The 19,562-nt window shown below is 70.8% G+C and carries 20 protein-coding genes; 9 read left to right on the forward strand and 11 right to left on the reverse strand.

Features of this window, described 5'->3' with window-relative positions; genetic code table 11:
- Positions 1-180: 180 nt before the first annotated feature.
- Positions 181-1,563: an MFS transporter gene (locus E2651_RS16535; protein WP_135331909.1), complete on the forward strand. Its 1,383-nt coding sequence runs from the start codon at positions 181-183 to the stop codon at positions 1,561-1,563.
- Here E2651_RS16535 and E2651_RS16540 read toward each other — a convergent pair.
- Both E2651_RS16540 and E2651_RS16545 read right to left on the reverse strand, forming a co-directional pair.
- On the reverse strand, positions 1,529-2,533 hold the full coding sequence (locus tag E2651_RS16540) for an urea transporter (protein WP_135331910.1): 1,005 nt from the start codon (positions 2,531-2,533) through the stop codon (positions 1,529-1,531). The genes E2651_RS16535 and E2651_RS16540 overlap by 35 nt on opposite strands.
- A gap of 151 nt (positions 2,534-2,684) precedes the next feature.
- Complete coding sequence (locus E2651_RS16545) at positions 2,685-3,344, reverse strand: TetR/AcrR family transcriptional regulator (RefSeq protein ID WP_245238895.1); 660 nt, start codon at positions 3,342-3,344, stop codon at positions 2,685-2,687.
- A 72-nt stretch (positions 3,345-3,416) separates the two neighbouring features.
- Here E2651_RS16545 and E2651_RS16550 point away from each other — a divergent pair, with 72 nt between their 5' ends.
- The 3 genes from E2651_RS16550 (at position 3,417) to E2651_RS16560 (ending at position 5,692) form a co-directional block, all read left to right on the forward strand.
- A complete protein-coding gene (locus E2651_RS16550; protein WP_135331912.1) occupies positions 3,417-4,568 on the forward strand; it encodes an acyl-CoA dehydrogenase family protein in 1,152 nt (383 codons plus the stop codon).
- A gap of 88 nt (positions 4,569-4,656) precedes the next feature.
- Positions 4,657-4,947, forward strand: coding sequence for a YiaA/YiaB family inner membrane protein (locus E2651_RS16555; protein ID WP_135331913.1), 291 nt, complete (start codon positions 4,657-4,659; stop codon positions 4,945-4,947).
- 112 nt (positions 4,948-5,059) lie between these two features.
- Positions 5,060-5,692: a TetR/AcrR family transcriptional regulator gene (locus E2651_RS16560; protein ID WP_135331914.1), complete on the forward strand. Its 633-nt coding sequence runs from the start codon at positions 5,060-5,062 to the stop codon at positions 5,690-5,692.
- 12 nt (positions 5,693-5,704) lie between these two features.
- On the opposite strand, the gene E2651_RS16565 is transcribed toward E2651_RS16560, so the two are convergent.
- Complete coding sequence (locus tag E2651_RS16565; RefSeq protein ID WP_135331915.1) at positions 5,705-6,169, reverse strand: MaoC family dehydratase; 465 nt, start codon at positions 6,167-6,169, stop codon at positions 5,705-5,707.
- A 95-nt stretch (positions 6,170-6,264) separates the two neighbouring features.
- Here E2651_RS16565 and soxR point away from each other — a divergent pair, with 95 nt between their 5' ends.
- Positions 6,265-6,732 carry a redox-sensitive transcriptional activator SoxR gene (gene soxR / locus E2651_RS16570; RefSeq protein ID WP_135331916.1) on the forward strand — a complete coding sequence of 156 codons (468 nt, stop codon included), beginning with the start codon at positions 6,265-6,267 and terminating at the stop codon, positions 6,730-6,732.
- Here soxR and E2651_RS16575 read toward each other — a convergent pair.
- Both E2651_RS16575 and E2651_RS16580 read right to left on the reverse strand, forming a co-directional pair.
- Positions 6,689-7,999, reverse strand: coding sequence for a solute carrier family 23 protein (locus E2651_RS16575; RefSeq protein WP_135331917.1), 1,311 nt, complete (start codon positions 7,997-7,999; stop codon positions 6,689-6,691). The two genes, soxR and E2651_RS16575, sit on opposite strands and share 44 nt — an antisense overlap.
- A gap of 4 nt (positions 8,000-8,003) precedes the next feature.
- Positions 8,004-9,143, reverse strand: coding sequence for an aryl-sulfate sulfotransferase (locus tag E2651_RS16580; protein WP_135331918.1), 1,140 nt, complete (start codon positions 9,141-9,143; stop codon positions 8,004-8,006).
- A 78-nt stretch (positions 9,144-9,221) separates the two neighbouring features.
- Between E2651_RS16580 and E2651_RS16585 the strand changes: the two genes are divergently transcribed.
- Complete coding sequence (locus tag E2651_RS16585; protein WP_135331919.1) at positions 9,222-9,803, forward strand: XRE family transcriptional regulator; 582 nt, start codon at positions 9,222-9,224, stop codon at positions 9,801-9,803.
- A 715-nt stretch (positions 9,804-10,518) separates the two neighbouring features.
- Here E2651_RS16585 and E2651_RS16595 read toward each other — a convergent pair.
- Positions 10,519-11,586: an RNA ligase (ATP) gene (locus E2651_RS16595; RefSeq protein ID WP_135331921.1), complete on the reverse strand. Its 1,068-nt coding sequence runs from the start codon at positions 11,584-11,586 to the stop codon at positions 10,519-10,521.
- 195 nt (positions 11,587-11,781) lie between these two features.
- Here E2651_RS16595 and E2651_RS16600 point away from each other — a divergent pair, with 195 nt between their 5' ends.
- Positions 11,782-12,540 (forward strand): hypothetical protein, encoded by a 759-nt coding sequence (locus E2651_RS16600; protein ID WP_135331922.1) that lies wholly within the window; start codon positions 11,782-11,784, stop codon positions 12,538-12,540.
- On the opposite strand, the gene E2651_RS16605 is transcribed toward E2651_RS16600, so the two are convergent.
- Positions 12,486-13,214, reverse strand: a complete 729-nt coding sequence (locus E2651_RS16605; RefSeq protein WP_167828810.1) for a 3-keto-5-aminohexanoate cleavage protein — start codon at positions 13,212-13,214, stop codon at positions 12,486-12,488. The genes E2651_RS16600 and E2651_RS16605 overlap by 55 nt on opposite strands.
- Before the next feature lie 27 nt (positions 13,215-13,241).
- Here E2651_RS16605 and E2651_RS16610 point away from each other — a divergent pair, with 27 nt between their 5' ends.
- Entirely contained in the window at positions 13,242-13,760 is a 519-nt protein-coding gene (locus tag E2651_RS16610; protein WP_135331924.1) for a hypothetical protein, read from the forward strand.
- Between the two features lie 71 nt (positions 13,761-13,831).
- On the opposite strand, the gene E2651_RS16615 is transcribed toward E2651_RS16610, so the two are convergent.
- The 3 genes from E2651_RS16615 to E2651_RS16625 form a co-directional block, all read right to left on the reverse strand.
- Entirely contained in the window at positions 13,832-14,440 is a 609-nt protein-coding gene (locus E2651_RS16615) for a hypothetical protein (protein WP_135331925.1), read from the reverse strand.
- A gap of 173 nt (positions 14,441-14,613) precedes the next feature.
- Entirely contained in the window at positions 14,614-15,876 is a 1,263-nt protein-coding gene (locus E2651_RS16620) for a serine-threonine protein kinase (protein ID WP_135331926.1), read from the reverse strand.
- Between the two features lie 110 nt (positions 15,877-15,986).
- The gene (locus E2651_RS16625) at positions 15,987-16,577 is read right to left on the reverse strand and encodes a hypothetical protein (RefSeq protein ID WP_245238898.1); all 591 of its coding nucleotides are present in this window, start codon (positions 16,575-16,577) and stop codon (positions 15,987-15,989) included.
- Positions 16,578-16,769: 192 nt separating this feature from the next.
- Here E2651_RS16625 and E2651_RS16630 point away from each other — a divergent pair, with 192 nt between their 5' ends.
- Complete coding sequence (locus E2651_RS16630; protein WP_135331927.1) at positions 16,770-17,789, forward strand: LysR family transcriptional regulator; 1,020 nt, start codon at positions 16,770-16,772, stop codon at positions 17,787-17,789.
- A gap of 321 nt (positions 17,790-18,110) precedes the next feature.
- Here E2651_RS16630 and E2651_RS16640 read toward each other — a convergent pair whose 3' ends face one another.
- Positions 18,111-19,439, reverse strand: a complete 1,329-nt coding sequence (locus E2651_RS16640) for an erythromycin esterase family protein (protein WP_135331928.1) — start codon at positions 19,437-19,439, stop codon at positions 18,111-18,113.
- Positions 19,440-19,562 lie beyond the last annotated feature (123 nt).

Below are 19,562 nucleotides of genomic sequence, written 5' to 3' on the forward strand. Positions count from 1 at the left end.
TTTCATGAGCGTCTCGTGGGCTCGGAGATGTGTATAATAGACAGATCGGGCGGTGGGCAGGGCTGAAGGAAAGAACTTCCTGTCCGAACCGTTGACCACATACCCACTGGTCGGTACGTTCCCTGCAATCACGGCGCCACCCCCTGTCCCGTCCCCGGAACCACCGGAGTGTGCACCCGCATGGACCCCGCACCGACCTCCGCAGCCTCCCTCTCCGCTCCCACCCAGAAGTCCCAGGACCCGGCGGATCCCCACCGCCGCAAGGTCGCCACCGCCGCCGCGCTCGCCTCCGCGGTCGAGTGGTACGACTACTTCGTCTTCGGGATAGCCGCCGCCCTCGTCCTGGGCGACCTCTACTTCCCCGCGGGCAGCTCCTCCGCAGGAGTCCTCGCCGCCTTCGCGACCTTCGCCGTCGGCTTCCTCGCCCGGCCGATCGGCGGCGTCATCGCGGGCCAGCTCGGGGACAAGCGGGGCCGCAAGCCCATGCTGGTCCTCGCGCTGACCCTGATGGGCCTTTCCACCACCGGCATCGGTCTGCTCCCCACGTACGAGACGGTCGGCATCGCCGCGCCGATCCTGCTCGTCACCCTCCGCGTCCTGCAGGGCATCGCCGTCGGCGCGCAGTGGGGCGGCGCGATGCTGATGGCCACCGAGTACGCCCCCGATGGCAAGCGCGGCCTCTACGGCAGCCTGGTCCAACTGGGCGTCCCCATCGGCGTGGTGACCGCCAACACCGTCTTCCTGGTCGTGGGCGCCGCCACCAGCGAGAGCGCCTTCGAGGCGTGGGGCTGGCGGGTGCCGTTCATGGTCGGGATCCTCGTCCTCGTCCTCGCCTGGTACATCCACACCCGCGTCGAGGAGACACCCGAGTTCCGCGAGGCGGAGAAGGCCCTCGCCGAGAAGGAGAAGAAGGAGAAGGGGGAGAAGGAGAAGGGGGAGCAGGGGGACGGGGGCAGCAAGAGCTCGCCGCTGCGCACCATCCTGCGCCACCACCTCGGCACCGTCTTCCTGGCCGGCGGCTCCTTCGCGGTGAACACGGCGACCTTCTACATCATCATCACCGGCGTCCTCGACTACACCACCCGCGAGCTCGACATGAAGCGCAGCGCGGTCCTCACCGTCTCGCTCTGCGTCAGCCTCACCCAACTCGCCCTGATCCCGGCCTCCGCGGCGCTCTCCGACCGCATCGGGCGGCTGCGGATCTACGCCATCGGCGCGGCCGGGCTCGCGGTCTGGGCGGTGCCGATGTTCCTGCTCATCGACACCGGATCGCTGCTGTGGCTGGCCGTCGGGACGTTCGTCACCAGCTGCTTCCTGAGCATCATGTACGGGCCGCAGGCCGCGCTCTTCGCCGAGCTGTTCACGGCCGAGATGCGGTACACGGGAGCCTCGCTCGGCTACCAGATCGCGGCGGTGTTCGGCGGCGGGCTCGCGCCGTTCGTGATGGTGCTGCTCCTTGAGGCGACGGGCACCTCGATGGCCGTCTCCGCGTACATCATCGGGCTCGCGGTGATCGCCCTGATCTCGATCAAGGTGCTTGCGGGGCGGGCGAGTTCCCGCTGACGGCCCCGGTCGCGGCTGATTCCGGTGCTGTCTGCCCTGACGGCGCCGGAATCGTCGTACACAATCGAGGGAAGGACCGGCTCGCCGCGAGGAACACGAGCGTCGTCAGGATGAACGGCCAGGTGAAGGCGTGCCCGCCGGACGGTGCGAGGAGCGCGGAGAGCGCGGGGCCGACGGCGGTCACGGTGGCCGCGCCCACGAGTGCGTACGTGAGAGTCGCCCCGCGGACCGGCAGGAAGGTGCCGCACAACGCGAGGGCGACGAGCACCGAGTTGTATCCCATCGAGCCGTCGGCGATCCGCGCGGCGGGCGCCCCGAGCGCCCACGCCGCACCGATGCCGACGAGGCTGCCCAGGCACGCCACGGCGCCCGCGCGACGGCTCGCGACGAAGAGGCCGAGGAGGAGGAGAGCACCGACGTACCACTGCGGCATGAAGAAGATCTGGCCGAAGTCGGCGAAGAAGGCCCTGGCCAGGTCGGTGAGTTGGAGAGTGGTGGGGCCGGTTGCCGCCCGTGGGAGTGGCCCGGGGCCGTTCGCGTGTTGGCCTACCCGCTCGAAGCCGGGCGCCGCGAGCGTCATCACGCCGGCCAGCAGGCAGTACGGCATCGTCAGGGGCGGCAGCCGCCAGACGCCGAGCAGATGCGTCATGGCCGCCGTCACGACCGTGACGACCACGCACCCCGCGAGCGCGAGCACGGCCGTGGACAGGTGCCCCGCGCCGAGGAACACGGCGAAACACAGCGCGGTGAGGCAGGCGTTGAAGCCTTCGAGGCCGGTCGACACGCCTTCGCGCGGCGCTCCGAGGGCTCGCGCGGTGGCGGTGCCGACGGCCGTGCCCGCCAGGCCGTAGAGCCCGTACTCCCAGCCCGCCGCGAACAGCGCGACGCAGAAGACGGCGCCCGCGGCCGCGCTGGGCAGGAAGGTGACCTGCGCGTGGCCGCGCAGGACCTGGGCGGCGAAGGGGAGCACCCCAAGAGGCGGGCGCCTGGCATCCGTTGAGGGCCGCACGACTCACTCCCGTGTTACATCCATGTTTCGCCCGGCAAGGCGGATGCACTTTACATCTACGCACGTGCCGGGCGATATGGCGCCTTGGTGTGCCGTGAACCCCGCGCCCCCGTCAGGCGGCGGGCGTCGCCACCTGCTCGTACTGCAGGGCGAGACCGTCGAGCAGGGCCCGCAGGCCGGTGTCGAAGGCCCGCTCGTCGATCCGCTGCTGGCGGTCGGCGAGGAGGTGGGCCTGGCCGAGGTGTGGATAGTCGGCCGGGTCGTACGCCGCCTCGTCGTCCACGAAGCCCCCGGCGAACGAGCCGAGCGCCGAGCCCATGACGAAGTACCGCAGCAGCGCGCCGATGGACGTCGCCTGCGCCGCGGGCCAGCCCGCGTCGACCATCGCGCCGAAGACCGCGTCCGCGAGGCGCAGGCCCGCCGGGCGGCGGCCCGGACCGTGGGCGAGCACGGGGACGATGTTCGGGTGCAGGGTGAGCGCCGCCCGGTAGGACACCGCCCAGTCGTGCAGGGCCGTGCGCCAGTCGCGCTCGTCGGCGGGATCGAACATCGACAGATCGACCTGGGCGCTGACCGAGTCGGCGACCGCCTCGAGGATCTCGTCCTTGGTGCGGAAGTGGTTGTAGAGGGAGGGTCCGCTCACCCCGAGCTCGGCCGCGAGCCGGCGCGTCGAGACGGCCGTGAGGCCCTCGGCGTCCACGAGCGCGCGCGCCGCTTCGACGATGCGATCTCTGCTGAGGAGGGGCTTGCGCGGTCGGGCCATGCGGCACATAGTAGGGCTGCCGACAGAAACTAGCAGTGCTAATTTAAATCCGGGAGAGCCGGGAAAAGTGGGGTGTTCTCGATGAATCTGGAGCTCAGCGAGGAGCAGATCGCCGTCAAGCGGCTCGCCAGGGACTTCGTCGAGCGCGAGATCGCCCCGCACGTCGTGGAGTGGGACCGCGCCGAGAGCGTGGACCGGTCGATCGTGAAGAAGCTCGGCGAGGTCGGCTTCCTCGGGCTGACGATCGACGAGGAGTACGGCGGCTCGGGCGGCGACCACCTGGCGTACTGCCTGGTGACCGAGGAGCTGGGGCGCGGCGACTCCTCCGTGCGCGGCATCGTCTCGGTCTCGCTGGGGCTCGTGGCCAAGACCGTCGCGTACTGGGGGAGCGAGGAGCAGAAGCGGCAGTGGCTGCCGGGGCTCACCTCCGGCGCGTACGTCGGCTGCTTCGGGCTCACCGAGCCGGGCACCGGATCCGACGCGGGGAACCTCTCGACGAAGGCCGTGCGCGACGGCGACGACTACGTCATCAACGGCTCCAAGATGTTCATCACGAACGGCACCTGGGCCGATGTCGTGCTCCTCTTCGCGCGGTCGACCGACGCCCCCGGACACAAGGGCGTCTCCGCCTTCCTCGTGCCGACCGACACCCCCGGCCTGAGCCGCCGCACCATCCACGGCAAGCTCGGCCTGCGCGGCCAGGCCACCGCCGAGCTGGTCCTCGAGGACGTCCGCGTCCCGGCGTCGGCGATGCTCGCGCCCGAGGGCAAGGGCTTCTCGGTCGCCATGTCGGCGCTCGCCAAGGGGCGGATGTCGGTCGCCGCCGGATGCGTGGGCCTCGCCCAGGCCGCCCTGGACGCGGCGGTGACGTACGCGACCGAGCGCGAGCAGTTCGGCAAGACCATCGCCCACCATCAACTGGTCCAGGAGCTGATCAGCGACATCGCGGTGGACGTGGACGCGGCCCGGCTGCTCACCTGGCGGGTCGCCGACCTCATCGACCGGGGGCAGCCCTTCACCACGGAGTCCTCCAAGGCGAAGCTGTTCGCGTCGGAGGCCGCCGTCCGCGCCGCCAACAACGCGCTCCAGGTCTTCGGCGGCTACGGCTACATCGACGAGTACCCGGCGGGCAAGCTGCTGCGCGACGCCCGCGTGATGACGCTCTACGAGGGCACGAGCCAGATCCAGAAGCTGGTCATCGGCCGGGCGCTGACGGGGGTCTCGGCGTTCTGAGGCCGCTGGGCCCGGCGGGCGTACTGAGTACCCGAGTTGAGTACGAGAGCGGATGTGGCTGCGGTGATCCCGCGCCAGGCTCTGGGGCATGAGTGAGACACCGGTCAAGCAGCAGAACACCACCGCCTACTACGGCCAGGCGGTCGCCTCGTTCGCCGTGGCGCTGGCCGCGACGGCCGGCGGCATCTACAGCCTCGACGTCAGCGGCTGGATCCGCGCCTTTCTCGCCGTCTCCGTGCTGTACCTGACGACGTCCGCGTTCACGCTCGCCAAGGTCGTCAGGGACCGGCAGGAGGCCGACCAGATCGTCAGCCGCGTGGACCAGGCCCGCCTCGAGAAGATCCTCGCCGATCATGACCCGTTCAAGCCGACGGCATGACCCGTTCAAGCCGACGGCATGACCCGTTCAGGCCGCCGGCCTGATCCGGCGCCTAAGCGCTTGCTCACTGCCAGGGGTATGGTGTCCCTTCCGACCGGCGGAAGGAGTGGGCATGAGCGCGGCGGAGGAGACCGAGGTCGAGGACCAGCCATGGGGCGAGGTCACGCCTGACGCGGCGAGGCGGCTGCTCGTCGCCGCCGTCGAGGCCTTCGCCGAGCGCGGGTACCACGCGACGACGACGCGGGACATCGCGGGCCGCGCGGGCATGAGTCCCGCGGCGCTCTACATCCACTACAAGACCAAGGAAGAGCTGCTCCACCGGATCAGCAGGATCGGCCACGACAAGGCCCTCGCGATCCTGCGGGCCGCCGCCGACGGCCCTGGCACCGCGGCGGAGCGGCTCGCGGCCGCCGTGCGGTCCTTCGTCCGCTGGCACGCCGCCCACCACATGACCGCGCGGGTGGTCCAGTACGAGCTGGACGCGCTCGGCGACGAGCACCGCACGGAGATCGTCGCGCTGCGCAGGCGGTCGGACGCGGCGGTGCGGGACATGATCAACGACGGGGTGCGGGCAGGGGAGTTCGACGTCCCCGACGTGCCGGGCACCACGCTCGCCGTGCTCTCGCTCTGCATCGACGTCGCCCGCTGGTTCAACGCCGCGGGACACCGGACGCCCGACGAGGTCGGCGCGCTCTACGCCGACCTCGTGCTGCGGATGGTGGGGGCTCGGAAGCAGGCCTCCTGAGCCCCGCGCGTCTCAGAAGTAGTAGCGGGACACCGACTCCGCGACGCACGCGGGCTTCTCGCCGCCCTCGCGCTCGACGGTGACCACGGCGGTCACCTGCACGCCGCCGTCCTTGGTCGCCTCGACCTCCTTGAGGACCGCGGTCGCCCGCACCCGGGAGCCCGAGGGCACGGGGGAGGGGAAGCGGACCTTGTTGGTGCCGTAGTTGACGCCCATCTTCATGCCCTCGACCCGCATGACCTGCGGCACCAGGCTCGGCAGCAGCGACAGCGTCAGATAGCCGTGCGCGATGGTCGTCTTGAAGGGGCCCTGGGCCGCCTTCTCCGCGTCCACGTGGATCCACTGGTGGTCGCCCGTGGCGTCGGCGAACTGGTCGATCCGCTTCTGGTCGACCTCCAGCCAATCGCTCTGCCCGAGCTGCTCGCCGACTCCGGCACGCAGATCGTCGGCCGACGCGAAGATCCTCGGCTCTGCCATGTCCCTGGCCTCCTCAAAGAATTCGAACTAAGCGCTTGCTCAGCATGCGGGGTGCGTCGGTGTGTGTCAACGGATCAGCCATTAGGGTCTGAGGGGTGCCCCAGATCCCAGAGAAGATCCACGAGCTGTCGGTCGGCCAGTTGTCGGCCCGCAGCGGCGCCGCCGTGTCCGCCCTGCACTTCTACGAGTCCAAGGGCCTGATCAGCAGCAGTCGTACCTCGGGCAACCAGCGCCGCTACCACCGTGACGCGCTGCGCCGCGTCGCCTTCGTACGGGCCGCGCAGCGCGTCGGCATCCCGCTCGCCACCATCCGTGACGCGCTCGACTCGCTCCCCGAGGAGCGCACCCCGACCCGCGAGGACTGGGCGCGCCTCTCGGAGACCTGGCGCTCGGAACTGGACGAGCGCATCAAGCAGTTGGGCCGCCTGCGCGATCACCTCACGGACTGCATCGGCTGCGGCTGTCTCTCCCTGGAGACGTGTGTGCTCTCCAACCCGGACGACGTCTTCGGCGACCGGCTCACGGGCTCCCGTCTGCTGGTGGAGCGGCAGACGCGGAAGTGACCTCGGGCGGTTCGCCCGGCCCCAGCCTGCGGAAGACGGCGCTCAGCAGCACCGCCGCGAGCGCCCCCGCGGCCACTCCGCTGCCGAAGAGCGTGTGCGCCCAGGACGGCAGGCCCGCGTACATCTCGGGGGCCATCACCGGGAGCAGCCCCACGACCAGGGCGAGCGCGACGACCACGTTGCCGGTGCCGTGCGTCAGGTCGACCCGGGAGAGCATGCTGAAGCCGAGGGCCGCGATGACCGCGTAGATCACCAGACCCGCGGCGCCGACCACGGGCTCGGGGATCGCGGCGAGCAGCCGGGTCAGCGGGGTGAACAGGCCGCACACGACGAGCAGCACGCCCGCGCCCGCCGTCACGAACCGGCTGCGTACGCGGGTCAGTTGGACGATGCCGATGTTCTCGGCGCTGGTCACCATCAGCGACGTACCGAAGACACCGGCGCCCAGCGAGACCAGGGCGTCGGCGCGGGCGATGCGCGGTACGTCGCGGCCCGCGTCCGGGGTGCGGCCGACCGCCTCGCTGTTGAGCACGGTCTGCCCGGTGGCCTCGGCGAGCGAGGCGAGCGCGAAGACGAGCAGCGGGACGGCCGCGAGCAGATCGAACTGCGGGGCACCGTAAGGGAACAGGTCCGGCAGGGCGAACGCGGCGCCGGACGCGAGATGGATGTCCGTGCCGAGCAGGAGCGCCACGACCGTGCCGCCCGCGAGCCCGAAGAGCACCGCCATCTGCCGCCATACGCCGCGCAGGACGAGGAAGAGGACGGCGATGACGGCGAGCGTCGCGAATCCGGGGCCGGGATCCGACGCCACCATCGGCGCCGTCACCTTGATCATGTTGATGCCGATCAGGACGACCGTCGTCCCCATCACCAGCGGCGGGAAAAGCCGCACCACCCGTCCGTAGAACGGCAGTACGCAGATCAGGAAGGCCGCGGCGAGCAGCACGGACCCCGAGGCCGTCGCGGGCCCGTACTCCTTCGCGATCTGCAGGAAGATCGCCACCGCGGCGCCGCCCGGCAGCATCAGGAACGGCAGCCGCGCGCCGACGCGCAGCGCCCGCACGCCCAGGGACTGGAACAGCGCGCCGATCCCGCACAGCACCAGTGTGGCGCTGAGCAGCGAGGCGGTCTGCCCGGCGGTGAGCCGCAGCGTCGTGCCGATCAGGATCACGGAGGAGACGGGGGCCGCCACGCCGGCCAGCAGATGCTGGACGGCGAGTGGGGCGAGGCGTGGCAGCGGCAGACGTTCGTCGACGGCGGCGGCCACCGGGTCAGCCCTTCGCGGAGTCGTGCGCCGCGGTCAGCCAGGGCAGTTCGGACGCCGCGTAACGGTAGGCGCGGAACACGGCGTTGGGTTCGGAGGGGAAGAGTTCGCGGACCTCCTCTTCCTCGTAGCCGCCGAAGTTCGGCACGACGTATTCCCAGCAGAGATAGCCGTCCGCGGTGATCTCGAAGAGGCGGCCCGCGGGGGAGTCGGTGACCAGGGTGTTGCCGTTCGGCAGCCGCTGAGCGCTGCCCATGAAGGGCGCGAAGAACGACTCGCGGGCCGGGTCGTGGTACTCCCAGACGACCTTTCCGCTCGACCGCTCGATCTCGATGACGCGGCTGAACGGCACGTCCCAGCGCGGCCGGAAGACGCCGTTGTCGAAGACGAGGAAGTTCCCGTTCGGCAGCTCGGTGGGGCAGTGCTGCTGGGAGACGACGCCGGGCTCGGAACGCCAGATGATGTCACCGCTCGCACGCGATATGACGGCGACGGCGGAGACCGAGCGGAAGCTGGCGAGGATGTTGCCGTCGCTCGTCGGAAGGACGCTGTTGATCAGCGGGAAGTGCTCGCGGGCATAGTCCGGGTGGAGCGGGAAGTCCGCACGCCCGAGGTGCTCGGAGACCTTCCACTCCCACGTCCTGTTCCCGTCCGCGTCCACCTCGACGATCGTGTCGGCCCACACCGTGCCGCCGTCGGCCTCGGATCCTGGCACACCGCCGCGCACGGCCGCGGCGGCCTCGCCGGTCAGCGGCTCCAGGGCGGTGTAGAGCAGCCGTCCGTCGCCGTAGTGGTGCGCGTCGTGGTGCTGGAGCGGGTCGCGGTGCTCGCGCAGGACCGTGCCGTCCGGGGCCATCTCCTGCATGATCCCGCCGCGGTACTTGTGCCACATCGGGAAGAGCGCGGGCTCGTCGGGGAGCACGCCGTTGTAGGCGAGGTTCCCGTTCGGCAGGATCCGGGCGTGCCGGCCCGGGCGGTGCGGGAGATTCCACTGGTGGGCGATCTCGCCGCGGGTGTCGATCAGATAGACCTCGCCACCGCCGGTGAGCGGCGCGAAGAGGGTGTAGCCGCCGTAACTGGCGTCCTCGTCCAAGGCCATCAAGCCGGTGCCGCGACGGCGGCGCTGATTCTGGTCCACGCGGGCCATAGGGGGATCCGTCCTCTCGTCTACTTAACTTTCTTAAGTGGTGCGGAGGACGTTAACCCAAGAGATAGGCTTCGCGATATGGGTACGACGGATGCGGACACCCCGCAGATCGGTCCCGGGATCCGCAGGCTGCGCCGCGCCCTGGACCTGACGCTGGCCGAAGTGGCGGCGCGGGCGGGGGTATCGGCACCCTTCCTCAGCCAGGTGGAGAACGGCCGCTCCCGGCCCAGCATGGGATCCCTGCAGCGCATCGCCGACGCCCTCGACACCACGGCCGTCCAGCTCCTCGCCGCGGCGCAGGCGCCGCGCCCGGTGGACGTGGTGCGCGGCGACTCGGCCGCGGTGAGCGAGGGCGAGGGCGCCCGCGAGGCCCGGATGCGCCCCTTGGTCCGCGGTCACCAGCGGCTGCACGCCCTGGAGTTCACCGGCGACCACGGCTGGGGCCGCGAGTTCCGCCACCGCAACGACGAGGTCCTGTACGTCGCCGACGGCTCGGCCGAGGTGGAGGCGGCGGGCTCCGTCTACCGCCTCGAGCGGGGCGACACGCTGTACTGCGCGGCGGAACTGCCCCACCGGTGGCGGCCGTTGGAGGAGGGGACGCGGGTCCTGGTGGTGGGCATCGCGGACCATGTCCAGGTGGCGGAGGAGGGGCAGCGCTGAGCGAACCGCTCCGGTACGGCGGTGGTCGGGACAGGGGAGCCGTGGAACTGCGGGACATCGAGATCTTCCTGACGCCGGCCGAGGAACTGCACTTCGGCCGGACCGCTGAGCGGCTGCATCTCTCCCTGGTCGAGGAGTTCCGCGCCCGCCACCCCCAGTGCGGTGTGGAGTTCGTGGAGTACCACTTCAGCGATCCGCTCGCCCGGATACGGGCAGGCGAGGTGTCGGCGCAACTGATGTGGCTCCCGGTGCCCGGACCCGGACTTTGCCCCGGTTCCGTAGTGCTGACGGAGGGCCGGGTCCTGGCCGTGCCGCGGTCTCCGATCTGGCGTCACGGGCCCGCGTGTCACTCGAGGACCCGGCCGGACGGTTCCGGACCCCGGCCCGCGTACTCCCGGGGAGTGGTTCGGGGCGATGTGCCCGGAGCGGACGCCGGGCGGGCGCCTGGTCCACCGCGGCCCGCGGGCCAGGACCTTCCACGAGGTCCTGGCCCTGGTCGCGGCCGGGCGCGCGGTCTGCCCGCTCAACGCCCATGTCCCGCGCTCTTACACGTACCCCGGAGTGGTGCTGGTCCCGATCGACGACGCGCCGCCCACCGAATGGGCGCTCGTCCTGCCCGAGTCCGCCCCCGCGCCGCATGTACGGGCGTTCGTGGAGACCGCCCGCGAACTCGGGACGCGCGCGATCGACAGGGGCGGAGCCCGTGAAGAGCGACCTACTCGAACTCCGTACCGCCCTTCCGCGTCAGATAGGCGGCGCTGACCGCCTTGGCGATGGCACGGCCTCCCGTCATCGCGCTGTACCGCTCGACCGCGGGCCGGATCACCACACCCTCCCGCAGATGCAGTTCGCGGCCCGACACCGTCTCGCGCCCCGTGGCGGTCGCCAACACCACATCCGCGTCGTACGGACCCTCGTACAGCCGTGGCGCCAACGGCAGTTCACCGTCAAGCACCTTCGCCGGGTCGAGCCAGCGCAGCGTGCCGTCGATGTCCGCGCAGACGTCGAACGCGGCGTAACCGATCGTGTCCCGGCGGCCGTCCGCGCCGTACGTCAGGTCCTGGACGCCCGCGCCGAACACCTCGCCGTAGACGCCGATCCGGCGCGCGCCGAGCCGCTCGGCCAGCGCGGCCGCAGCGGTCGCCACCCCGTGGGCGTGCACCGCGCGCCAGTACAGATTGCGCGGATCCCTCTTCAGCGCAAGGGACTTGGAGCCGAAGCCCTTCGACGAGACATGGACGCGGCCGCCGTCCGCCACGTACGTCAGGAGGCAGGCCGAGCCGTGCAGTTTCTCCGTGAGGACCACCGGCTCACCGGGCTCGAAGATGTCCGGATAGCGCTGGACGTTCTCGATGTCGACCCACGGCAGCAGATCCGGCGCGGCCTCCACCTCGCCGTCCATCGTGGGCGGCACCGGCGGCACCCACTTGACGACGCCGAGCCGCTCCGCGAAGTCCGTGCCGTCCGCCGCGGCGGCCGCCAGGTCGACATCCGCGAGCGCCCGCGGCCGGCACACGATGCCCTGCGACAGCTCGCCCCGCAGCCGTACCGCCTTGACCCGGTCCGACTTGCCGCCCGCGAGCCGCCCCGTCAGGCCCAGCTCCTCGATCAACTCGGCGGGCAGCACGGACTGTTCGGGGATGTAGAGGGCGCTGTCGCCGGTGCGGTAGGCACCCTTGGCGACGACGGCTCGGTACAGGCCCACCTGGGCCAGCTCGAGGGCGTCGGCGTTGGGATGCTCATGGACGGTCAGCACTTCGGCGGTGACGCGCAGCGTCGACATGGAACGGGCTCCTAGGGTTCGCGCAGATCAGGTGTGCGCGGCTGGACTGTCATCTGGACTGTCATCGCCCCCAACTCTCCCGACGACAAAGCGATGGAGCGACCGAATATCGCCCTGATAACGTCACGCTCTTCGGCCGGCGGCACCCGCCACCGCGCACCGGAGTCCCGCAGGACCCCCGCCATGCCCCCCGCCATGACCGTCACGCCCCGCCTCGCCGCGGCGCTCGACCGCATCCACGACCTCTTCGGCGGCCTGACCGCCGCACCGGGCGAGACCGGCTGCACCCACTGCTACGCGGAAGCGGACATCGCGCTGCTGCACCGCCCGGACGTACCGCTCCCCGACGATCTCCTGCGGATGTTCGTGCACAAGGAGCCCAGCCACTTCGACGACCACCCGGCCGTCCTGCGCCGCCTCCTGCCGCAGTTCACCACCTGGCTGGCGAGCGGCGCCTTCGAAGGGCTCGGCTACGCGGCCTGCGGTCTCGGCCGCGCGGGCTGGCCCGACTGGCCGGACCCGCAGGCCGCCGCCGTACGGGAGTTCATCGACGCCTGGTGGGACGACTTCCTGCGGCAGGACTCCTCTCCGTACGACGTCACCGATGTCTTCGCCTGCTGCGCCGACATGGGCGGCACCGTCACGCCCCTCCTGGCGCGCTGGGCCGATGAGCCGGTGGGCGGGCCCGGCGACCAGGAGCTCGTGTGGGCCTGTGAGGCGTGGGAGCAGGACCTGCTGAGCGACGACGCGAGCGGTGTCGTGCCGTGGTGGTACTGGTTCGACCGCGACGAGCCCGTCCGCGAGGTGCAGCTGTGGCTGGCCGAGCACGCACCGCCCCGGCTGCGTGCCGCCGGAGCCGACCCCGGCCTCGTCACCCGCATCGAGCTGCTCGCCCTGCCCTACGAAGACCGCTGGGCCCACTTGTACTGGGACAGCGCCGCCGAGACCAACTGAGCGTTCGACGCGGCCCGTTGCCCGTCCGGCAGGAACAGCGTGTCCTCCAGGCCGACGCGGGTCGCGAGGCCGAGCCGCCCCGCCAGGCGAAGCACCGGCCACGCCCCGCCGTCCTCACCGTGCAGCAGCACCGGGCGGCCGTGCGCGGCGCCGATCGCGGCGAGCAGCGCGCGGGCCGCGTCCGGAGCCCTCCGGGGGTCGGGGTCCGTCACCTCGGCGAGGACCCGCAGGACGCGCGGGCCGAGCGGGGACGCGGCGAACCGCCGCGCGCCGTCCGTGCCGGACCACAGGCCCGCCTCGACGCCCACGCCCCGCTCGAGCAGCGCCTCGGCCACCGCTTCCGCGCCCGGCTCGTGCCAGTTGACCGACGCGTGGTCGGGGAGCACCGTCCAGGCGCGGATCTGTGCCACCCGCCGGTCAGGATCCGTTTCGGCCCACGCGCCGGTGGTCACCCCTATAGGGACGGAGGCCGTGGAACGCAGCGCCTCGAGCGTGGCCGCAACCGCGCGCGGCGACAAAGTGTCTTGTCCACAAGGGGACTTGGGGTGTACATGAACATCCCGTGCACCGGCCGCGACGGCCTGCGCCACGGACTCGGCCATCGCCCCGGGCGACACCGGGATCACCGCACCATCGCCCGCGCCGCGGGCGCCGTTCAGACATAGCCGCATCACCACAGGACAACACACAGGGGAGGGCCGATGGGAATCGCCGTCTGCTCGTTGAAGTGGGAAGCCGCGAGGACTGGGCCGCAGAAGATCACGTACGACAGTGACGGCTACCACCTCGTGCGGTTCCCGTACGACGACGCCGAGGAGTCGTACGACCCGTGGCACATGCACGACCCCGGCAAGGGGCACACCAGCCCGTCCCAGTTCCCGGACGCCCGCTCCGGGCTCATCTGGCCCAGCCACGAGGGCTGGGGCACCCTGTCCGCGATGGTCTTCTGGAAGCCGGACGGCCGGCCCACCGAGTACCGGGCACGCTATGTGCGTGATCCGCTCGGCGGCTCGACGGGGTACGACTCGACGGCCACCACCGACTGGGTGCCCACCCGGGGCGGGCAGTACCGGACGTACACCTGGCAGATGTTCGTGCATCCGCAGACACCGGTCGGTCTGAAGGTGTCGGCGCGCGGCGCGGGCGACGTGAAGATCGCCGCGCCGCTCGTGCTCGCCGAGTTCAAGCTGGCCGTCCAGACGGATGTCATGACCCCCTGAACCGGTTCTGGTCAGGCTGAACCGGTTCTGGTCAGGCCGAACCGGTTCTGGTCAGGCTGAACCGGTTTTGATCAGGCCGAGACCAGCGGTCGTTCCCGCCTCGTTCGCGCCCGTGCCGTCGTCGCGGGCGTGAGCACCGGGATCGGCACCACGATCCCGCAGTTCGTGCAGACCGGGCCCGATGACGGCTCGTGCGCCAGGCCGTGCTTCCAGACGAGATCGGGCCGCACACACACGGGGCAGACCGTGCCGGGGTCCCGCTCGAGCGCCGCGATCAGCCGGCGGAGCACCTCGGCGAGCGGCTCGGAGGGATGGATGCCGGGGTCGTCGCACCAGGCGACGCCGCATCCGCCCCAGGTGCACCGGTGCCAGTCGTCCACGCTGCCCGGCCGGCGCAGACCGTCGTGCTTCTCCTTGCGGCGGCGCTCCGCGAAACCCTCCTCGTAGGAGAGCCAGACCGCACGCGCCGCCTCCAGTTCGTCGAGCGCGGCAACGAGCCGCGCCGGATCGGGCGACCGGTCCTCGGGCCCGAAGCCCGCCCGGGAGCACAGATGGTCCCAGGTCGCCCGGTGGCCGTAAGGAGCGAACCTCTCCAGGCACTTGCGGAGCGAGTAGCGCCGCAGCGCCAGATCGCTCTCGGGATCACGCACCTGTCTCGCGAGACTCCGGAATCCGGCCATCGCCCTGCACCTCCGTCGCACGTTCTCGGACGTTGCCGAGTAGACGTATCGACACGCGATTCGGCTCCCTCGGCTTCCATCCGATTTTCGATGGCTGACATAAGGCGGCCGTGAGCTGGAGCTATGAGGAGCTTCTGCAGAGGTTCCCCAAGCACCGCCAGGCGCAAGGGAGTTCAGGCGAGGGCGATCCGTCCTGCGGCGAACACGACGCGCGCCAGTTCCTCGTGGCAGATGTCGCTGTGCGCACCGGAGGGCGGACCGCCGCGCCGCACCACCGACGCCGCGTCCACGCTCACACACCCCTTGGCGGGGATCGCCCGGCCCAGCTTGACGCGCTTGGCGCCGTCCACCGCCCTGATCCCGTCGTAGCCGATGGCGCCCCACCGCTCCCAGAGGCCGAGGAAGGTCGACGAGTCCCCGGCGATCTTCGAGGCGAGGGGATAGATCTTGCCCAGGGCGTCGTCGTGGCGCGAGTAGCAGGACACCAGCGGGCCGTCGATGCGGCGCTGTACGCCGTGCAGCGCACCGCCGCGCCGCGGGTCGTGCGGCAGCCGGTCGGAGAACGCGTAGTGCGAGAACGCCCCTTGGAGCAGTGTCGTCGACTTCACACCGCGCACCGACTCCGGCATCCCGCGCAGCGCGTACGACACGAGCCGCGCGCCGAAGCTGTGCCCGATCAGATGCACCCGCAGCGCGGGCACCTCACGGACAAGCAGCCCGACCGTGGGACCGAGGCCCAGCTGGCCCACGGTGCCCGCCCGGCGCTTCATCGCGTAGTAGCTGGCCTGGCGCAGGAGTTCGTGTGCCCCGTTCCAGAGCCGCTTGCGCAGGCTCCCGAAGAGTTCCTGCTGCCCGGTGCCCTCCATCGCGGCGGCGAACAGCTCGCACACCTCGACGGCGTCGTCGGTCAGCATGGCGGGCTCACCGCTCCAGATGTCGTCGGCGAAGCGCCGTGCGGGGCTGTTCTCGTGCACGGACACGAGATCGCGTACGTGGCGGCCGTACTCGTAGAGCCGGGACGCGACCCCGGAGCTCTCGGCCAACAGGGCGCCGATCCGCTCCAGTTCGGCGTCGCGGCCGGGGAACGTCGCGGCGAGCAGCCGCCGGGTCGGCTCGTCGAGCAGGGGCCCCGCACCCGCTCCGGCGGTGGCCGCGGCGGAGGGCTCGAAGTCGGGGATCGGCTCGTCGGGGAAGCGGATCGCGGGCCAGATCACGCCCACGTATCCCAGGCGTACGCCCGTGCCCGCGAGGTTCTGGCAGGGGGCGAAGAACCGCCGGTAGAGGTCGGTCGCCATGTCCTGGTCGTTGTTCCAGCCGTGCGCGAGGACGAGCAGATCGGTGACGCGCTCGCGGGCCACCCCGGCGAGGAGGCGGTCGCGCTGCGCGGTGTCGGCGTCCCCGTCGGCGTCGAAGGTCAGTTCCCAGTAGGGCTCCACGCGGGCATCGTCCTGCGGGCCCGCGGCTCTGACCAGAGGTCTCGCACGCACGCGTGGGGCAGGTGCCGTCCCCCGGACGGCACCTGCCCCACGCGGTCACCGGCCGTCGGCTAGCCGGTGACCTTCCGCTCCCGCGCGAAGCGGTTGACGGGCGGCAGCCAGCACAGCACGATCGCCGCGATGGCTGTGAACAGCGCCACCAGGCTCGTGATGAAGACCGAGTCGGGTTCGTAGTCGCCGAGGATGAGGAAGTGCGGGAACAGGGCGATCACGGCCGAGATCGTGATGAGGACGCGGGCCCAGACGGCGGCGCTCTTGCGGGCGGCGAGCGCGAAGATCAGCAGGCAGACAGCGGTGAATATCGCGAAGCCGGCACGGGCGGACAGGGTGCCCGCACGGTCGCTGACCATCTCGTCCCAGATGGGACCCGACAGCGCCTTGATGTCCGCCGCGGACGTCCCCGAGGGCAGTCCGACGACGTCCGGGTGGTCCTGGATGACGTCGTTGATGTTCTCCTCGGCCATGTCGTCGCCGCCGGCGAAGACGAGGACGGCGCCGATGATCGCGGCGACCGCGGAGAGGACCGTGGTCCACACCAGAGCGGTGAGGGTGCCGGGTCGCCTGGCCGCGCGGCCCGAGTGGCCCGTGGGGCCCGCGGGGTGGGGACCGTGGTGCGCGGGTGCGGCCTGGTATTGGCTCACGAGCGTAAGTCTCCTTGCAGAGATGATTGATCGAGCGGGATTGGCTCGACCATTCCACGGGTACAGGGAACGCATCCAGCTTTTTCTGGAAGAAATCGCCAGATAATTTAGGGTGTTCTCCGGATCAGTTTCCGCGGCGGCTATGCTGCATTGCCGTAAAACACAAAGGAGTCGGAGAGCGAGTCGCCGAGCATGGCCTTATCCGGTCCGCAGCAGTACCCCACGGAGCTGCTGGACACCACGATGGATCAATTACGTACGCTGCTCGCCGTGCACGAGACGGGCACGGCGCTCGCCGCCGCCCGGGTGCTCGGGCGCGAGCAGTCCAGCGTGCAGAAGCAGCTGGACACGATGAACCGCACCTTCGGAGCGCTGTGCGGAGAAGCCCTCGTCCTCAAGCGGGGGCGCGGCAAGGACGTCCTGTTCACCCCCACCGGCGAGACCCTCGTCGACCTGGCACGGCGCACGCTCGGCCAGTGGACGGACGGTCTGCACGACGCGCGCCGCCGCCTCGGCCGCACCCTCTCGGTCGGCTCCACCCGCTACACGCTGGGGTTTCTCCTGGACGCGGTGGAGCGAGTGAGCGACGCCTACGAACGCCGGGGCGTCGACCTGAAGGTCACCCACGTCCGTACCGGAGACCTCTTCACCAAGCTGCGGACCAAGGAACTCGACCTGGTCTGCGGCAGTGTCGTGGTCATCGAGGGCGAGGAGGCCGAGCTCGACCCCTACGAGGTCATCGAGTGGCGGCGCAGCGGACTCTCGCTGCTCACCAACCTGTCCGAGGACCGCCTTCCGGGCGCCTCGGTCGGCGCGAGCGAACTGCCCGAGCTGCCGCTCGTGGTGTCGGCGGGCGGTCTGATCGGCCGCTTCCTCACCTCCTGGTACGGCGCCGACTACCGCAAGGAGCTGTCCATCGCCGCCGAGATAGAGGCCGCGCACTACGGCTTCGAGCTGCTGCGCTCCGGCGTGGTCAGCGGGGCGATGCTGGTCACGCGGGGCATCGCCGAGGCGGCCGAGAGCGGCAGCCTCCCGGAGGCCGGGGGGCTGCGGCGGCTCGACGTCATCGGCGACGCGGGCCCGCGGACCGAGGTGCTCGTGGGCGTGTTCACACGGCGCGGCGACCGCGATTCCTGCGATTCGGGGCATCCCTTGAACCTGCTCTGGGACGCGCTCGCCAAGGAGAATGAGCGGTGGTGGCTCAGTCGCTGAATTCTCCATTCCGCATATGACCGGAGTATGTGGTCTAGACGTGTGGAGAATTCATCTCCAACGGGCTTTGCATTGCGTTTTATTCGGTTATGCAAGGTCCCGTTCGCGGGTTTCCGGCAGCGCGAGTACACACACCAGGGACACAACCGCCATCGCGCTCACGTACCAGCCCACGGACGAGGACCCGAACGCCGACTGCGGCCGCGTCGCCACCAGAGGGGAGACCGCGCCGCCCAGGACGCCGCCCAGGGAGGCGAGGGTGGCGTTGACCGGGTCCGGGGTCGGGAAGAACCAGTCAATACCTGGGACGGGCTGTCTCGGTCATTGAGACTGGCGATGAGCTGCGGTGACGCGGTGCAGATGGATGAGGATGTCGTGCGAGGGGGCGAGGCGGATCTTGTACGGTCCGTCCGGCCAGCCGGAGCCGATGCTGCGGGTCACCCGGGCCTTGCTCAGCCACGCGCGGGTCGGGTCCGGCAGGGAGCGCATGTCCACGAAGTAGTCGTCGAGGCGCACCTTGTCGAGGGTGTGCTCGTTCATGCCGCGCGTCGCCGGGCCCACCGGGAAGGACTTCCACTTGCCGTTGTCGGGACCCTGGGCCATGAACGACCCCTGGTCGAAGGTGAACCCCAGGCTGACGTACCGCTCGCCGAGCCGCTCACGCAGGAAGGCGCCCTGCATCTTCGGATAGCGCGGGTCGTAAGTCTCGTAAGCGACATGGGCGTTGTGGGCCGACAGGAGCACCTTGTCGCCCGTGTTCCGCTGCCACCAGGCGGTGTTGTCCGCCATGATGCGGTCGCGGTACAGCATGGACTCCTTCGAGCCCTCGGGGGTGTCCAGGGCGAAGGCGTAGAGCGTGGCGGTCTGCGAGAGCGACCGGGCGTGCTGCAGTGTCCACGTGAACTTGCCGTCGGGGCGGTCGGGCCGGCGCTTCTTCAGCAGACCGAGGGCCTCCCGTGCCTTCCCCGCCAGCTTCCGCCGCTCCTCCAGCGGCCTGCCCATGTACGTGTCCCCGTCCGCGAGGCGGCGGATCGGCGCGTACAGCTCGGTGATCCTGGGCAGCAGATCGGGCTCGTGCGACCGCACATAGTCCGTCACCCCGTCGAACAACTCCTTTCCCAGCTCCGGGTAGTTGAGGTCGTTGCCCATGAACCGCAGCTCGCGCTCCGGGTGGCGGTCGTTGTAGGCGCGCATCCAGGTGAGCAGCTCGACGTACTCCTCCGTGTCCCAGGGCGTCTTCGCCAGCTCCTGGTGGACGAGCTCGCGCACATCGCCCTCGCCGCCGCGCACATACGCGTCGAAGCGCAGCCCCGTCGTCCAGCTGACCTCCTGCGCGAAGGTGGTGAAGCCCTTCTCCTCGACGAGATACCGGAACACCCGGTCCTTCATGGTGAAGAACTCGTGCGAGCCGTGCGTGGCCTCGCCGAGCCCCACCACCGAGGCATCGCCCACCATCCGGCCCAGCGGCCGCAGATCCCGAGTGCTGCCGCCCGGATCGGTGGAGCGCAGCGGGTGGGCCGCGCGCTCGATCGCCGGGACCGGATCCGCCGCCGCGGGCGTCGCGCGGGCAGCCTGAGGAGCGAGCAGCGCCCCCGCCCCGACCGCCGTGACCAGCAGGAGCGGGACCCTTCGCCGCGTCACGCCTGTCATTCCGTACCTCCTCGAATCGCCCGTCAACAGCCGGAAACCACGATTCCGGGCGGTCCGCCGCGCCACCATCCAGCAGGCACCCCAACCCCGGTGGGGTCTGCTCCACCACGGCTTCCGCGTGTA

This window comes from Streptomyces sp. MZ04 (assembly GCF_004684775.1).
Lineage (GTDB): Bacteria > Actinomycetota > Actinomycetes > Streptomycetales > Streptomycetaceae > Streptomyces.

What these genes read in the sequence shown, in the direction of transcription:
- E2651_RS16560 (WP_135331914.1), top strand. Translation starts at nt 5,060, where the DNA reads ATGAGCGCGGCGGAGGAGACCGAGGTCGAGGACCAGCCATGGGGCGAG.
- E2651_RS16600 (WP_135331922.1), top strand. Translation starts at nt 11,782, where the DNA reads ATGACCGTCACGCCCCGCCTCGCCGCGGCGCTCGACCGCATCCACGAC.
- E2651_RS16610 (WP_135331924.1), top strand. Translation starts at nt 13,242, where the DNA reads ATGGGAATCGCCGTCTGCTCGTTGAAGTGGGAAGCCGCGAGGACTGGG.
- E2651_RS16580 (WP_135331918.1), bottom strand. Translation starts at nt 9,143, where the DNA reads ATGGCCCGCGTGGACCAGAATCAGCGCCGCCGTCGCGGCACCGGCTTG.
- E2651_RS16545 (WP_245238895.1), bottom strand. Translation starts at nt 3,344, where the DNA reads ATGTGCCGCATGGCCCGACCGCGCAAGCCCCTCCTCAGCAGAGATCGC.
- E2651_RS16535 (WP_135331909.1), top strand. Translation starts at nt 181, where the DNA reads ATGGACCCCGCACCGACCTCCGCAGCCTCCCTCTCCGCTCCCACCCAG.
- E2651_RS16565 (WP_135331915.1), bottom strand. Translation starts at nt 6,169, where the DNA reads ATGGCAGAGCCGAGGATCTTCGCGTCGGCCGACGATCTGCGTGCCGGA.
- E2651_RS16640 (WP_135331928.1), bottom strand. Translation starts at nt 19,439, where the DNA reads ATGACAGGCGTGACGCGGCGAAGGGTCCCGCTCCTGCTGGTCACGGCG.
- E2651_RS16585 (WP_135331919.1), top strand. Translation starts at nt 9,222, where the DNA reads ATGGGTACGACGGATGCGGACACCCCGCAGATCGGTCCCGGGATCCGC.
- E2651_RS16595 (WP_135331921.1), bottom strand. Translation starts at nt 11,586, where the DNA reads ATGTCGACGCTGCGCGTCACCGCCGAAGTGCTGACCGTCCATGAGCAT.
- E2651_RS16550 (WP_135331912.1), top strand. Translation starts at nt 3,417, where the DNA reads ATGAATCTGGAGCTCAGCGAGGAGCAGATCGCCGTCAAGCGGCTCGCC.
- E2651_RS16555 (WP_135331913.1), top strand. Translation starts at nt 4,657, where the DNA reads ATGAGTGAGACACCGGTCAAGCAGCAGAACACCACCGCCTACTACGGC.
- E2651_RS16630 (WP_135331927.1), top strand. Translation starts at nt 16,770, where the DNA reads ATGGCCTTATCCGGTCCGCAGCAGTACCCCACGGAGCTGCTGGACACC.
- E2651_RS16615 (WP_135331925.1), bottom strand. Translation starts at nt 14,440, where the DNA reads ATGGCCGGATTCCGGAGTCTCGCGAGACAGGTGCGTGATCCCGAGAGC.